14 protein-coding genes are annotated in these 15,002 nt (G+C 44.3%); 4 read left to right on the plus strand and 10 right to left on the minus strand.

The annotated features are described in order from the left end of the window. Complete coding sequence (locus QQ041_RS24140; RefSeq protein ID WP_353057832.1) at positions 1–66, plus strand: hypothetical protein; 66 nt, start codon at positions 1–3, stop codon at positions 64–66. A gap of 71 nt (positions 67–137) precedes the next feature. Here QQ041_RS24140 and melR read toward each other — a convergent pair whose 3' ends face one another. After that, positions 138–1,142: a transcriptional regulator MelR gene (gene melR / locus QQ041_RS02915; RefSeq protein WP_285953075.1), complete on the minus strand. Its 1,005-nt coding sequence runs from the start codon at positions 1,140–1,142 to the stop codon at positions 138–140. A gap of 228 nt (positions 1,143–1,370) precedes the next feature. Between melR and QQ041_RS02920 the strand changes: the two genes are divergently transcribed. Together QQ041_RS02920 and melB are read left to right on the plus strand one after the other, a co-directional pair. Beyond that, the gene (locus QQ041_RS02920; RefSeq protein ID WP_285953076.1) at positions 1,371–2,723 is read left to right on the plus strand and encodes an alpha-glucosidase/alpha-galactosidase; all 1,353 of its coding nucleotides are present in this window, start codon (positions 1,371–1,373) and stop codon (positions 2,721–2,723) included. Between the two features lie 72 nt (positions 2,724–2,795). Continuing rightward, the gene (gene melB, locus QQ041_RS02925; protein ID WP_285953077.1) at positions 2,796–4,223 is read left to right on the plus strand and encodes a melibiose:sodium transporter MelB; all 1,428 of its coding nucleotides are present in this window, start codon (positions 2,796–2,798) and stop codon (positions 4,221–4,223) included. A 146-nt stretch (positions 4,224–4,369) separates the two neighbouring features. Here melB and QQ041_RS02930 read toward each other — a convergent pair whose 3' ends face one another. Further along, complete coding sequence (locus tag QQ041_RS02930) at positions 4,370–4,630, minus strand: DUF5062 family protein (protein WP_048660454.1); 261 nt, start codon at positions 4,628–4,630, stop codon at positions 4,370–4,372. Between the two features lie 447 nt (positions 4,631–5,077). Here QQ041_RS02930 and QQ041_RS02935 point away from each other — a divergent pair, with 447 nt between their 5' ends. Then, positions 5,078–5,293 carry a hypothetical protein gene (locus QQ041_RS02935; protein ID WP_048660456.1) on the plus strand — a complete coding sequence of 72 codons (216 nt, stop codon included), beginning with the start codon at positions 5,078–5,080 and terminating at the stop codon, positions 5,291–5,293. Between the two features lie 139 nt (positions 5,294–5,432). Here the strand turns inward: QQ041_RS02935 and QQ041_RS02940 are convergent, their stop codons facing one another. The 8 genes from QQ041_RS02940 to betI all read right to left on the minus strand — a co-directional run bounded on the left by QQ041_RS02940 (position 5,433) and on the right by betI (position 14,709). Beyond that, the gene (locus tag QQ041_RS02940; RefSeq protein WP_048664479.1) at positions 5,433–6,089 is read right to left on the minus strand and encodes a Qnr family pentapeptide repeat protein; all 657 of its coding nucleotides are present in this window, start codon (positions 6,087–6,089) and stop codon (positions 5,433–5,435) included. A 447-nt stretch (positions 6,090–6,536) separates the two neighbouring features. Beyond that, the gene (locus QQ041_RS02945; RefSeq protein WP_017061075.1) at positions 6,537–7,019 is read right to left on the minus strand and encodes a MarR family winged helix-turn-helix transcriptional regulator; all 483 of its coding nucleotides are present in this window, start codon (positions 7,017–7,019) and stop codon (positions 6,537–6,539) included. 486 nt (positions 7,020–7,505) lie between these two features. After that, a complete protein-coding gene (gene choV / locus QQ041_RS02950; protein ID WP_285953078.1) occupies positions 7,506–8,717 on the minus strand; it encodes a choline ABC transporter ATP-binding protein in 1,212 nt (403 codons plus the stop codon). Between the two features lie 2 nt (positions 8,718–8,719). After that, a complete protein-coding gene (gene choW, locus QQ041_RS02955) occupies positions 8,720–9,562 on the minus strand; it encodes a choline ABC transporter permease subunit (RefSeq protein ID WP_102383921.1) in 843 nt (280 codons plus the stop codon). A 95-nt stretch (positions 9,563–9,657) separates the two neighbouring features. Next, complete coding sequence (locus QQ041_RS02960; protein WP_146491143.1) at positions 9,658–10,635, minus strand: choline ABC transporter substrate-binding protein; 978 nt, start codon at positions 10,633–10,635, stop codon at positions 9,658–9,660. A 105-nt stretch (positions 10,636–10,740) separates the two neighbouring features. Beyond that, positions 10,741–12,453 carry a choline dehydrogenase gene (gene betA, locus QQ041_RS02965; protein WP_285953079.1) on the minus strand — a complete coding sequence of 571 codons (1,713 nt, stop codon included), beginning with the start codon at positions 12,451–12,453 and terminating at the stop codon, positions 10,741–10,743. Positions 12,454–12,526: 73 nt separating this feature from the next. Then, positions 12,527–13,987 carry a betaine-aldehyde dehydrogenase gene (gene betB / locus QQ041_RS02970; protein ID WP_285953080.1) on the minus strand — a complete coding sequence of 487 codons (1,461 nt, stop codon included), beginning with the start codon at positions 13,985–13,987 and terminating at the stop codon, positions 12,527–12,529. A gap of 119 nt (positions 13,988–14,106) precedes the next feature. After that, positions 14,107–14,709: a transcriptional regulator BetI gene (gene betI / locus QQ041_RS02975; protein WP_004732441.1), complete on the minus strand. Its 603-nt coding sequence runs from the start codon at positions 14,707–14,709 to the stop codon at positions 14,107–14,109. Positions 14,710–15,002 lie beyond the last annotated feature (293 nt).

Consider the following 15,002-nt stretch of genomic DNA (forward strand, 5'->3'; position numbering starts at 1 on the left):
ATAAAAGTGAAACTAAAAGGCCTGACTCCGATAGAATATCGAACTCAGGCCTTGAAAGCCGCTTAACAGAAATGTCCAACTTTACGGGGTCAGTTCATATGCTGTGGCTTTTCTTTTATCGGGTTGTATCAATATCGCTAACTGTCCGTCGTCGTTAATGGCCTTTTACCGTCACACGCCCCTTTCTCAAGGTCGTATAGCGGGCTGGCTCCGTGGCTGCTCCATCGGTGATCTTCTCTAGCTAATTTTCTATATTGAGTCGGCGTGACACCAATGTACGTTTGGAAGGTTTCATAGAATCGGCTGCTCGAATTAAAGCCCACCGTGAGTGATATATCGAGAATGGTTCTATCCGTATCACTCAGCAAAGCACGAGCGTGGTTGATACGCATCGCAGTAATGTACTGCTTAATGGTCATCTGCATCGTGCGCTGAAATACGTTCATCGCGTAGTTGCTGTGTAACCCGATATGTTCAGCGATATCTTTAACGGTCAATGGCTGATTATGGTGAGTCGCAATATATTCCAACATCTGGCTGACATAGAATTGGGAGTGTTTCGATACCCCTTTCTTAGTCGACTTATCTTGTCGATTTACCAACAGTTGTTGCCAGCCATCAAGGCAGATTCGTTTAAGCATCAAGCCAATTTCATCCATAGCCAACTGTTGACGACTTTCGGACGAATGCTTTATCTCTTGTGCCCAACGGGAGATTTCAAACTCACTGATCAGCGAACAAGAATTCGATTGCAACACACTGCCGTGAGTGATATGGTTAACTAAATCCCGACTGAGAGCCCACGACATAAAATGGTGAATCGGTATGTTAATGATCCCCATATTATGGCATTGGCCTGGATTCGTAAGTCGATGCGGTACCGATGCCCAAAACAAGCCAATCGATCCGCTTTTAACCACAACCGGACTGCCGTTAATAATGTACTCCACATCATCCCCAAAGGGTATATTCACCTCAATTTGACCATGCCAATGATAGCCAGGCATGGAGTGAGGGGCTCTGAGTTCGATATCGATTTTCTCATAGGAAGAATATAGAGACAGCGGGCTTACCGACACGGTCTCGGACGAGTACTTGTCTAAAGTGATAATTCTCACCGTATCTGGGGCTGATTGCGGCATGTCTCGCTCCTTAGGAAATCGTATACCAGACTTTTATCAGCTCCTCGATAATAAAACTCAGAAGGCGATCATAGAGCCGTAATAGCCCATTTCCTAAGATTTCCATTCACTAATTTAAAAATATTAGAAAACAGGAGAGCTATTAAGTTATCTGAGACGAATCGACATGGGTTCTAGGTGTAATTTATCTGCATCAACAAAGAACTCAGAGAGATAAAGGATTCCACTATGCAAAGCCCTAAAATCACATTCATTGGTGCAGGCTCCACCATTTTTGTAAAAAACATTCTTGGTGATGTTTTCCACCATCCAGCTTTAAAAAACGCTCATGTCGCGTTAATGGACATTGATGAGGTTCGACTGGAAGAGTCTCACCTTGTCGTCAGTAAATTGATGGAATCATCCGGTGCGACTGGCTCGATTTCATGCCATTTAAATCAAAAAGAGGCACTGCAAGGCGCAGATTTTGTTGTCATTGCCTTTCAAATCGGTGGCTACGAGCCATGCACTGTCACAGATTTTGAAGTGTGTAAGCGCCACGGTCTGGAACAAACCATCGCAGACACACTCGGCCCGGGCGGCATTATGCGCTCACTACGCACGGTACCGCACCTTTGGAGTGTCTGTGAAGACATGACCGAAGTTTGCCCGAATGCCACCATGCTCAACTATGTTAACCCAATGGCAATGAACACATGGGCAATGTACGAGAAGTATCCGCACATTAAACAAGTCGGTTTGTGTCACTCAGTACAAGGCACAGCTGAAGAGCTCGCACGCGACCTAGACTTAGATTACGCAGATCTTCGCTATACCTGCGCAGGCATCAACCACATGGCTTATTACCTAACCCTCGAGAAGAAGACAGAAAGCGGTGAGTACGTCGACATTTATCCAGACCTACTTGAAGCTTTTGAGAGTGGCAAAGCGCCTAAACCAGGCATCTATCACAATGGTCGCTGCACTAACTTAGTTCGCTATGAAATGTTTAAGAAGCTTGGTTACTTCGTGACAGAGTCTTCTGAACATTTTTCTGAATACACTCCCTATTTTATCAAGCCAAATCGTCCAGATTTAATCGAACGTTATAAAGTGCCACTTGATGAATACCCTAAACGTTGTGTCGAACAAATTGCAGATTGGAAGCGCGACCTTCAAGAGTTTAAAACAGCGGACAAAATCACTGTTGAGGAGTCTCATGAATACGCTAGTACCATCATGAACTCTATCTGGACAGGTATACCGAGCGTCATTTATGGAAACGTTAAAAACGAAGCCTTAATCGACAATTTACCTCAAGGTTGCTGTGTTGAAGTCGCCTGTTTAGTGGATGCTAATGGTGTTCAACCAATCAAAGCAGGGCGTCTACCAAACCACTTAGCTGCATTGATGCAAACCAACATTAATGTTCAGACTCTACTCACAGAAGCGATTCTCACCGAAAACCGTGACCGTATCTATCATGCTGCGATGCTTGACCCTCATACTGCCGCTGTACTTGGAATAGAAGAGATATACGCGCTGGTTGATGACTTGATTGAAGCCCATCAGGGTTGGTTACCAGAGTGGGTTAACAAGTAATTTCATACTAATAAAAACATACAATAACGTGAATATTAACGCCTTCTCAGTGAGGAGGCGTAAGGAGTGATAATGAGTATCTCAATGAATACCAAGCTAAGTTATGGCTTTGGCGCATTTGGTAAAGACTTCGCAATCACCATCGTCTATATGTACCTAATGTTTTACTACACGGATGTAGTCGGTATTTCTGCTGCTACAGTCGGAACTATTTTCCTCGTCGCACGCATCTGGGATGCCGTCAATGACCCTATTATGGGGTGGTTGGTCAACAATACACGTACTCGATGGGGCAAGTTCAAACCTTGGATTTTAATTGGCACACTCGCTAACTCCGTGGTTCTTCTGATGGTGTTTAGTGCGCATTACATCGAAGGTCCTTGGTTAATCGCATACGCCGCTGTCACCTATATCTTGTGGGGCATGACTTACACACTAATGGATATCCCTTTTTGGTCACTGGTCCCAACACTGACTTTGGACAAGCGTGAACGTGAAGAGCTTGTGCCATACCCTCGATTTTTCGCGAGCCTTGCATGGATAGTAACCGCAGCTATCGCTATGCCTTTCGTGAACTACGTAGGTGGGGACGATAAAGGGTTCGGCTTCCAGATTTTCACCCTCTTGTTGATCGCTTGTTTCTTAGTCTCTACTTTCATTACTTTACGCAATGTGAAAGAGCGCTATTCAACGGCTAACCTCGACACAACACAACCGGAAGAAAAGGTTTCACTGAAAAAGCTTCTCGCGCTTATCTACAAAAACGACCAATTGACTAGCGTTCTGTGCATGGCGTTGTCTTATAACCTCGCGACCAACATTATTACCGCCTTTGCTGTTTACTACTTCACTTATGTTGTTGGTAATGAAGAACTATTCCCTTACTACATGGCTTATGCGGGTATTGCTAACCTAATCACGCTAGTGTTGTTCCCTAAACTTGCTCAGATGTTTTCACGCCGAGTTCTGTGGGCATGTGCATCCACTTTCCCTATCTTAGGTAGTGCGGTACTCATCTACGTTGGCATGTATGACACACAAAGCATTCTCCTGATATCAACGGCAGGCGTCTTCCTACAAATTGGTACAGCTCTATTCTGGGTGCTTAACGTCATCATGGTCGCTGACACGGTCGATTACGGTGAGTTCAAACTGGGGGCTCGCTGTGAAAGTATCGCCTACTCCGTGCAAACACTGGTTGTGAAAGCAGGCTCTGCATTTGCCGCTTTCTTTATCGGTATCGCGCTCACTGCCGTTGACTATGTGCCCAACGTAACGCAAAGCCCTGAAACCGTATTCGGCATGCAATGCATCATGGTCGGCCTACCTGCTTTCTTCTTTGCCATTGCGTTAATCATCTACTTCCGCTTCTACAAACTGAACGGTACCTATCACCAAAAGATTCAAGATCACTTAACAGAGAAATATGACCACATTACAAACGAAGGCTCAAGCACAGGAGAAGCTTCAAAGCCAACCAAACCAGTACAAGCAATTTAGACCTAAGCAATAAGTCAAAGAAAAAGGGAACAGAAAACTAAAAGCCTAGCGAGTCATTGCTAGGCTTTTATAAATAAAAACAATAAGTGAGATTAGGAAAAAGATTGCCAATCATCAGGTGGACTGCACCAGTATTCACAACATCTTTATTTTAGTGGGTCATTGTCCGGCAGTGCTTTGTGAATCCATAACGCCAAACGTTTTTTAATATTTGCACCATCAAGCTTATCGTCAGGTAGCGGTGTGATCTGATTCACTTCAACAAGGAACAAATACACCGCTTTAACCTTTATCGGTTGGGATGAATTTGGCAAATCAAAACCTTGTAGTTTTGCCATCTTAAAACCGACTTCAACTGCTTTTTTTACCAGTTTATCTTCATTAATGATCTTCGCGGTTTTCGACATATCATCTCCATCACCTTCATCGAATGAACACTAAGTATATCAAACCAAAAACTTCACAAGATTACTTCGTTCTCAATTTGAGGAGTCGCTTTGATAAATAACATAAAACGAATAACAGGCTCTAAACTGATTCTAATTCGATTGATATTTACGCCATCAATACCTATACGCAAACGATCTCTTAACAGAACACTCAATAAATGAGATCCTCAGTCAATAACTGAAAATCGAACCATATTTAACTTACTATTCCAAAGAATACGGAATACTATGATTCTCATTACAATGGTGTACATTCTATAAAAGATAAATAAACTACTGTTATTTAACCAGTTTTATACTAAAACGACTTGGATCATATTTACAGAAACCTGTAACAGAATGTTATTTACAAAACACTCACTAAGAAAATAGAATAAAACCACTAATATTATACTGGTGTTAAAAATGCGTTACCTATGGGCTTCATTCTGTCATAAAAATCCGGTCATCGGACGAATCGTTCATATCTTTGTTATGTTGGTAGCGTTAGCTTCTATCGTTGTTCCATTGATATCAAAAGACGCAACAACCATCTTAGTTTCACTGTGCGTCGCTCTGGTATGTTTTGTACTATTTGTCTTCTTTGCTCTTGCCGACAAAATGCGCTCAGGTATGCACTAATAAGCTCAATATTCGCCGAGCATTCTCTTTTCTAAACTTCATTATAAAATGCATGCGACCAAGTACGGAAAAGCCCAAAGTTATTAGCTTTGGGCTTTTCTTCTAGCGACTGTGTTTGATTACAACCGAATGATAAGAATCAATCAGGCATTACAACAATACCCATACTTTCAAGCAGTTGCTCTTGCTGCCACGCGACGATTTTAATCCCCGACGTATCGACCTTGCGAGGATCTAACCCTTCTAATTCAGCATGGCATAAATTAGCACCTTGCATACTGAATTGCCCCCATACATCTTCCGAGAACACGCCTCGGCTGAGATCAGACTCTTTCAGTGACGCGCCGCCAAGGTAAGTCCCTATCCAACGGTTCTCAAACAGCTCGCACTTCTCTAAACAAGCTTGTTCAAAATTGGCGTATGACAGGTTGCAGCCCGTGATATACGCAGAGCAAAAATACATTCTATTGCTTACCTGATTGGCAAAGTTAGCACGAGTGAAGTTCGCCCCTTTTAAGTCGCAATCACGTAACTCAATACCGTAACAATTCGCGTTGCTAAAATTCGCCATCGCCAACTGGCAATTCTGGAAGCTTGCATCTCGTAAGTCGGCAATATCAAAGTGGCATCCCTCAAGATCGCCTTGCTCAATAAACTTACAGTTAATGAACGTTGCATCACGTAAGTTCGAACGTCTGAAATCACAACGGATAAACGTGCAGGCTGTAAATGTAAGCTCTGATAAATCTTGCTGAGCAAAACTGTGGTGATGATAAGTGCTGTTATTGGTGTCCATTTAGCCCCCTAAAGAAATCAAGCTAAGACTACCATTGCGATCTTAAGAAAACACCAAATTAAAAACCAACAAAAACAGCAACTTAAAACACCCTATTTTGGCCAATTTAAGGCATCAAACAAGCTCTTTAAGGGTGTTATTTTCGTTTTATAGCATGCGCTTATCTTGAAAAAAGTTTTGTCGCTTAGAAGGAGTATATAATATGAGACACAACGAGAAGATAATCATCATATGTCAGCATAACCTTGATGCAATACCCTATACAGATACTCTCGCTGATAATCGGTCTTTCTCAGTCCCAATTTTTATCGACAGGCCACAACTAAAAGGTGATTTGTACCAGTAAAATCTGAGGAGTAGGGAGGCCAAGATCAAAAATGGCCGCTTAATGCGACCATTTAATAATTATTTAAGTTGTTGTTATAAGTAAACAATTTAAAAATAACGTTAGCTCTTGGCTACGTTTGCAATGCCTTCAAGCTGAAGTACTGGGGCTGCGTCGATGTCTTCTGCATTCATCATTGACGACACGCGTTGCATCGAAGAAAGCAGTAGGCTTTGTTCCCACGGCTCTAGGTTTTGGAATTTTTTAACGAAGTTATCTTGCAGCGGCGGTGGCGCATTGTTTAGCAGCTCTTGGCCTTTTTCAGTCAGATTTGCGTGTACTTTGCGGCGATCTGACGAGCTGCGAACACGTTGTACATAGCCGTTCAGTTCCAAGCGATCGATGATCGTGGTTGTGGTGGCTTGGCTTACATTGGTGTGATTAGACAATTCTTTGATCGTCACATTACCCATTTCTTGGATTGCTCTCATTAAGATTAATTGAGGGCCAGTCAAACCATACTCTTTACTCAGCTTTTTCGAGTGTAAATCGATAGCGCGAATAATTTGGCGAATAGCGACCAGGATTTCGTCATGTTTGTCCAAGATGCAGACCTTTGTACTAATATACTGTGAATGGTTTTACAGCGTCGAAGCGATGAAATATCCTGATTATTTACGTCAGGTGAGCTCGGATTACACTGTAAATTGATAAATTACTTCATTGATTTTTCCGCATTGTACTGATGTTCATACTATTCTCAATCTTTTATATGCCTCTGAATTTGCGCATGGCAACACTTTTGTACAATGAGTAGCGATCTTCAGTCTTAAAGTGGCAAACAAGGCAAGAAAAAGCGAGATATTGTCGGTAAATAAAAAGCCGCATACTCAAAATAATTGGATTTGCTGCTAGGCAACAAGTAAGTTCATCCTTATGAGCATAGAAGTTCTATGTGATTAGGGTGCACTTAAGCAGTTACAACGCTGTAGCTTCAAGTATGAAGAGTATAGATTCATCTAGGTAGCGAGATTTGAACACCTCACTACCTATTTTATTCGTTAGAGAACGAATTATGTCAGTTCAAACCACTAAGCGGCATTATTGAGTTGAAAATTACCCGTTAGCGCGTTGTAAAACTCGCTGTTATCCAGAATGCCCACCAATTGGTTGTCTTCAACGAGAAGAATTGGGTGGTTACTGATCTGCTTGAGCTTAATCGCATCACGCATGCCAATTTCCGGGCTTGCCACGACCACACTCGACGCGCTGATCGCAGCTAAGCCATCTGACTCGCTCCACTCGACAAGCGCCAAAGTAGATTCACCTTTTACTGATAAAGCACCTTCACTCTGTTCAATCCAGAGGTCTTTAGAATCGCAGATCTTCCAGCTTTCATTCTCTTGTGTCAGTGAATCAAGAGGCTGCATCAAAGAACGACCTTTGAGCACATTCAACGGGTTGGTGTGAGCAACAAAGTCCTTCACATATTCGGTTTTCGGCGTCAGTACGATCTCTTCAGGCTTACCGTGTTGAATCAGTTTGCCTGACTCCATGATCGCAATGTTATTACCAATCTTCAGAGCTTCATCTAGGTCGTGACTCACGAACAGAATCGTCTTGTTGAGTTTGTTTTGCAGCGTGATCAGTTCATCTTGCAGTTGAGCTCGAATCAATGGGTCAAGCGCCGAAAACGGTTCATCCATCAACAGGATATCGGTGTCCATTGCAAACGCACGCGCCAAACCAACACGTTGCTGCATACCGCCAGAAAGCTCATGTGGAAATTTGGTTTCCCACTCTGCTAGGCCGACCATTTCTAATTGTTCACGCGCTTTGGCACGACGAATATCTTTCGCCACGCCCTGCATTTCAAGACCAAATGCCACGTTGTCTAATACGTTAAGCCATGGCATCAAAGCAAACTTTTGGAACACCATAGATACGCGGTGAGTACGAAGGTGACGCAGAGTCGCTTCATCACATTGCGCTAAATCGACTTGCTGGTCACCGTCTTTGATTGTTAGTGAACCACGGCTGATCTCATTCAAACCGTTAACTGCGCGAAGCAAAGATGATTTACCAGAACCAGACAAACCCATCAATACACAGATCTCGCCTTCTTCCACCGTCAGCGACACATTATCCACACCAACAACTTGCCCAGTTTCATCGATGATCTCTTGGCGAGTTTTACCTTGGTCGAGCAGCTCAAGCGCTTGCTTCGGTTTATCACCAAACACAACATCGAGGTCCTTAATGGTAATCGCGTCCATTGTCTTTTTTCCCTGAGAGTTAGACATGATTAAGCTTCCTTCTGGTTTGGTGTTTTGCACAAGCGATCAAGAATGATAGCGACTAATACAATCGCCAGCCCGGCTTCGAAACCTTGTGAGATGTTCACTGTGTTCAATGCGCGAACAACAGGTTTACCAAGTCCGTCAGCACCGACAAGAGCGGCGATAACCACCATCGAAAGCGACAACATAATACATTGAGTTACACCCGCCATAATGCTTGGTAAGGCAGCCGGTAATTCCACTTTCATCAGCAATTTCATGCGGCTTGCACCAAACGCTTTACCCGCTTCAATCAACTCTTCAGGCACTTTGGTGACACCTAAGTAGGTCAAACGAATTGGCGCGGCAATGGCGAATATGATGGTCGAGATTAAGCCAGGAACGATGCCCAAACCGAATAAAACCAAAGTCGGAATCAGATACACAAACGTTGGAACCGTCTGCATTAAATCAAGGATGGGTCTAAGCACCGTATATAACCAAGGGCGATGCGCGGCCATAATGCCAACTGGAACGCCAATTAATACGGAAATCGTTGTCGCTGCAAACACGAGGACAAAGGTTTCCAGCATTTCTTGCCAGTAGCCGAGGTTTAAGATGGTCAGCAAGGCTGCAACCACGAAAATCACAAGCGAGGGTTTACGGTGTAAGTACCATGCAATCGCCGCAGTAATCACAATTGGTAAAGCCGGTGGCATCCACTTAAATACATCGACTAAAAACATAATGATAGTTTCTAAAAAAATCGAAATAGCGTCAAAGAATCCTGCTGCATTGATCGTTAACCAATCAACACCCGCTTCCATCCATTGTCCGACAGGGATTTTGTTTTCCGTAATAAAATTCACAATATTGCCTTTTATTATGGGTGGGCTACTTCAAACCAATCGATAAATTGGCAAGCCCACCTTTATTATTTATGTAGCTGTTGAGATAGGTAGAACTAAGCTTTTACTTGCTTTAGGTATTCAGTAACGGCTTGAGTTGCTGATTCACCTTTATGTGTTTTTACATTGTCTAACCAAGCTTCAACTTGTTGAGGGTTATTGTTCAACCATTGTTGAGCCGCTTTTTCTGGCTTCACTTTTTGGTTAAGAATCTCTTCCATCAACTGGTTTTCCATCTCTAGAGTGAATTCTAAGTTTTGTAGAAGTTGACCGACGTTTGCACACTCAGACAGGTAGTTTGAACGAACGTTAGTGTAAACATTCGCGCCACCGTAGTTAGGGCCAAAGAAATCGTCACCACCTGATAGGTATTCCATCTCAACATTGCTGTTCATTGGGTGCGGTGCCCAACCAAGGTAAACAATCCACTGGCTACGACGAGCAGCGCGAGATACTTGCGATACCATGCCCGCTTCACTTGATTCCACTAGGCTGAAATCTTTCAAGCCAAACGCGTCAGAATCAATCATTGATTGGATTAAGCGGTTACCGTCGTTACCCGGTTCGATGCCGTAGATGCGGTCTTTAAATTTGTCGGCATGTTTTGCTAGGTCTGCGAAGCTTTTCACGCCAGAGTCGTACACGTATTTTGGTACGGCTAGTGTGTATTTTGCCCCTTCAAGGTTGGCACGCACTGTCTCAACCGTTCCCGCTTCGCGGTACTTAGCGATGTCGCCTTCCATAGTTGGCATCCAGTTACCTAGGAATACGTCAATATCGCCGTTCGCCATTGAAGAGTAAGTCACCGGTACTGAAAGTAGGTCGGTTTTGGTTTGGTAACCAAGGCCTTTTAATAGTTCTGAAGTAACGGCGGTTGTTGCGGTAATGTCAGTCCAGCCTACATCAGCGAAGCGAACGTTTTCACATTGCTGTGGCTCTACTGAAGCGTTGGCGTAAGCACTGAACGCGAATGAACTGATTGCTAGCGTTGCGAGCGCCTTTTTTGTAGCGGTTTGTTTATGTTGAGTCGTCATAATGATTCCTTTTTATCTTTCCTTTTTCTGCCCTAACTCATACTCATCGGGGCTGTTTTGCTGACTTTTGACTAATTTTGCTATTTTTATCTCAATAACAGAGGCTTACGCATCTCTTGCTGGTTTATTTATTCTTTGCTTCTCTTCCCACTCAGGTGCAATCCACACTGGAACGTCTTGCGCTTTGAGCATTGGTTTACCCAAAATCAAATCGGATGCGCGCTCGGCAACCATGATGGTCGGTGCGTTAAGGTTGCCGTTTGGAATAACAGGGAAAACAGACGAGTCGACAACACGCAGGCTATCAATGCCGCGAACACGACACTCTTCATCAAGTACAGCCATAGGGTCATCATCAGCGCCCATTTTGCAGCCACAAGAAGGGTGATAAGCACTTTCAACATTTTGCTTAACCCATTCGTCGATCGCCTCATCAGAAGTTACACTCAGACCCGGCTGAATCTCTTCGCCACGGTAAACATCCATCGCAGGTTGCGACAAAATCTCACGCGTCAGACGAATACAATCGCGCCAATCTTGGCGGTCTTGCTCAGTCGAGATGTAATTGAAAATGATCTCTGGCTTGGCATGCGGATCAGCCGAAGTGATCGCCACCGTACCGCGACTCTCTGGCTTGTTAGGTCCAACGTGTACTTGGAAGCCATGGCCATCAAAGGCTGCTTGTCCGTCGTAACGCATCGCTGCTGGCAGGAAGTGATATTGAATGTTTGGCCACTTCAATCCTTTGCGTGAACGAATGAACGCGCACGATTCAAAGTGGTTAGTGGCACCCAAACCTTTGCGAGTCAGAATCCACTCTGCGCCAATCATGCCCTTGCTGACTAAGCCCAGCTTGCTGTTGAGCGTGATGGGTTCGTTACAGTGATATTGGAAGTACACTTCTAAGTGATCTTGTAGGTTTTCACCGACGCCGCTCAGTTCGTGTTTCAGCTCAACACCCGCCTTTTCAAGCACCGCTTTCGGGCCGATACCAGATAATTGAAGCAGTTGAACAGAACCGATAGAGCCCGCAGAAGAGATCACTTCTTTGTTCGCTACCGCCACTTGGGTATTGCCTGACTTTTCAAACTCGACACCAACGGCTTTCAAGCCTGATTGGCCTGTTGAGTTTTGTGCTTCAAGTAAGAAACGACGCGCCACGATACCTTTCTTCAATGTTAGGTTTGAACGCTTCAATGCACGGCGTAGGTAAGCGTTAGAGGTTGAGGCTCTAACACCCTTGTCTACCGTCATATGCATGGTGCCGAAGCCTTCTTGCTGGTAGCCGTTATAGTCTTGTGTTTCTGGGTAACCGGCATCTTTACCTGCATCTATGAATGCTTGGTAAAGGGGGTTGAGCTCCATATCGTTACCGTTACAAGTGCCGACTGGGCCACTGTCGCCACGATATTCGTCACCACCCTTATTCCATGATTCAGCACGGCGGAAGTAAGGCAAGCAAGCTTGGTAATTCCAACCAGCAGCGCCTTCTTCTTCCCATTGGTCAAAGTCACAAGCATGGCCACGAACGTAAACCATGCCGTTGATCGATGAGCTGCCACCTAACACCTTGCCACGTGGACAATGCAGTTCACGTCCATCAAGGCCCGGTTCTTGTTGGGTCTCAAATTGCCAAGCGTACTTTTCAGTATTCATCGGGTAAGAAAGCGCAGTCGGCATTTGGATAAAAATACTCTTATCCGTACCACCCGCTTCCAATAATAAAACGCTATGTTCACCGCTTTCCGTTAGCCTATCCGCTAACACACAGCCGGCCGAACCCGCGCCGACGATAATATAATCGTAGCGTTGTTCCATGTTTTTGATTTCCCTGAGATGAGTCAGTAGGGCTAGCTCTGTTAAGCTAACCCATAAAATTGAGTGTTACGCGTTAGGCATAAGGGCTGGCGTAGTCGCCAAGTTCAATAAGAATACTCTTAATCTGCGTATAGTGGAGTAGAGTCTCTGGCCCGTTTTCGCGGCCAACCCCTGAAAGTTTGTAGCCACCAACAGGCATTTCTGCAGGTGAGTCACCCCATGTATTAACCCAACAAATACCCGCCTGCATTTGATGAATAACACGGTGAGCGCGAGAAAGGTTTTGCGTGAACACACCAGCAGCGAGGCCGTACTTAGTATCGTTAGCACGACGAATCACATCGTCTTCGTCGGTAAACTTCAACACTGACATTACAGGGCCGAAGATCTCTTTTTGAACGTGAGGCATGTTGTCTTCGCAATCAACAAACACGGTTGGGATAACAAAGTTACCGTTTTCGAGGCCGTTGTCCGTCACTTGATAGCCGCCCGTCAGCAAGGTTGCACCCGACTGTTTAGCTAGCTCAATTGCTTCAAGGACTTTTGAAAGGTGTTCTTTAGAAATCAACGCGCCGATCTGAGTATCCATGTCCATTGGATCACCAATGATCAGCTTCTCAGTGCGTGTTTTAAGTTGATCGATGAATGCGTTGTAGATGTTTTCGTGTACATAAACACGGGTACCGTTAGTACACACTTCGCCTTGGGTGTAGAAGTTAGCAACCATCGAAGCTGAAACTGCATCATCCAATTTCGCATCATCAAACACGATCATCGGTGACTTGCCGCCAAGTTCCATGGTGACTGATTTCAGCGTCTTAGCGCTGTCTGCCATTACCGCTTTACCGGTACCGGTTTCGCCCGTGAACGACACTTTCGCGATGTCTGGGTGAGCCGTTAGCATCTGACCAACACGGTAATCGCCCTGAACCACGTTAAACACGCCATCAGGAAGACCAGCTTCAGTAAAGATTTCTGCAAGCTTGAGCGCCGTTAGCGGCGTTTCTTCTGAAGGTTTGAAAATCATCGCGTTACCCGCGGCCAATGCCGGAGCCGATTTCCACATCGCGATTTGAATGGGGTAGTTCCACGCGCCGATGCCCGCACAAATGCCTAGCGGCTCGCGGCGAGTGTAGAAAAATTGAGATTCGCTCAGCGGCTGTTGGTCGCCTTGTAGCGTTGGAGCCAAACCAGCAAAGTATTCAATAACATCAGCGCCAGACGCCACATCCACTTCAATCGCTTCTTGCAGCGGCTTGCCCGTATCAACAACCTCAAGATTTGCAAGGTCATCATTTCGAGCTCTAAGTATTTCCACTGCCTTCAAAAGAATACGGCTGCGTTCCACAGCGGTCATTGCTGACCATACCGCAAATCCGCGCTTCGCAGATTCAATAGCACTGTCGACATCCGCTGAAGATGCTTGGCCTAACGTCGCGATAGGTTCGCCGTTTGCAGGGTTAATGCTATCAAAGGTTTCACCAGAGGTTGCTTTAACCGCTGCGCCATCGATGTATAACGAGTTCATTTCCATTTGAGATTCTGACTTAATTATTGTTATTAGACTCTACTGGTCTATATGTGAGTATTAGGTGCGAATAGTGGTCGTTCTAGTTCTTTATCTTGATCTAGGTCTAACGCTACCACTGCGATCTATTTGCTGTGACACGAGTAGAACGTAAGTTGTTTATCTAGATAATCATTGATGATGGCGCGCGCCTTTTGAGCATCGATACCATCTGGGTTTAGTGTGCCTCTCAGCCACAAACCATCAATCAGAGACGCAATCCCGTGAGCAACGAGATCCGCTTGTTCATGATTCAAAATACCTTTCAACTCAAGACGTAAGTGTGAAATCAAACGTTTTTCATTCACACGCTGCAGTCTTTTCAGTTGCTCGTCATGCATTGAATATGACCAAAATGCCAACCACGCCTTCGCGACCTTATTTTCTGCTTGGTAACCTTCGAAGTTACCATCGATGATCGCGTTAATTCTCTGTTGGTGAGCATCAACAGGAAGTGCTTTTAGTGAAGTGGTGATGGTATTGGAAAGTTGGCGAAGGATTTCACGCATGGTCTCTTCGAGCAGCCCATGCTTTCCACCAAAATAGTGATTAATAATGCCAGTGGAGACTCCCGCTTCTTTGCTGATCAACGCAATACTCGCGGCATGCAAACCCACTCGATCAATCACCGTCATGGTGGCTTGAACAAGCTGTGGTTTACGTATATCAGGCATCCCAACCTTCGGCATTTCTTAGTCCTTTTATTTTATATTGAACGTTCAGTTAAATATAAAATGACAGAAATTTAGTTAGGGTTCAAATGATTATTTAAAACAAACTCGTAACAACGCAGCATTCAAAACAACAAAAATCATTATAAAACAATAAATTAAATATCATTTAGAGCACTAACGAAAACAATTAAAGATTTGAGGTGTGATAGTTATTAGTCAAATGTTTTTACTCAACAAGGACAATATTTGAACAGAAAGAGAGATTCTTGAAAAAAAGAGGAATTCGGAAATTAGAGGTATTTAAGTGT

Origin of the sequence: Vibrio sp. TMPB1044 (assembly GCF_030442075.1) — a bacterium.
Classification (GTDB): Bacteria; Pseudomonadota; Gammaproteobacteria; order Enterobacterales; family Vibrionaceae; genus Vibrio; species Vibrio satsumensis.

Bases quoted from the DNA above. Each gene is read 5' to 3' on its own strand.
- betA (WP_285953079.1), bottom strand. From the start codon at position 12,453: ATGGAACAACGCTACGATTATATTATCGTCGGCGCGGGTTCGGCCGGC.
- melR (WP_285953075.1), bottom strand. From the start codon at position 1,142: ATGCCGCAATCAGCCCCAGATACGGTGAGAATTATCACTTTAGACAAG.
- QQ041_RS02920 (WP_285953076.1), top strand. From the start codon at position 1,371: ATGCAAAGCCCTAAAATCACATTCATTGGTGCAGGCTCCACCATTTTT.
- QQ041_RS02940 (WP_048664479.1), bottom strand. From the start codon at position 6,089: ATGGACACCAATAACAGCACTTATCATCACCACAGTTTTGCTCAGCAA.
- QQ041_RS02935 (WP_048660456.1), top strand. From the start codon at position 5,078: ATGCGTTACCTATGGGCTTCATTCTGTCATAAAAATCCGGTCATCGGA.
- betB (WP_285953080.1), bottom strand. From the start codon at position 13,987: ATGGAAATGAACTCGTTATACATCGATGGCGCAGCGGTTAAAGCAACC.
- choV (WP_285953078.1), bottom strand. From the start codon at position 8,717: ATGTCTAACTCTCAGGGAAAAAAGACAATGGACGCGATTACCATTAAG.
- betI (WP_004732441.1), bottom strand. From the start codon at position 14,709: ATGCCGAAGGTTGGGATGCCTGATATACGTAAACCACAGCTTGTTCAA.
- melB (WP_285953077.1), top strand. From the start codon at position 2,796: ATGAGTATCTCAATGAATACCAAGCTAAGTTATGGCTTTGGCGCATTT.
- QQ041_RS02960 (WP_146491143.1), bottom strand. From the start codon at position 10,635: ATGACGACTCAACATAAACAAACCGCTACAAAAAAGGCGCTCGCAACG.
- QQ041_RS02930 (WP_048660454.1), bottom strand. From the start codon at position 4,630: ATGTCGAAAACCGCGAAGATCATTAATGAAGATAAACTGGTAAAAAAA.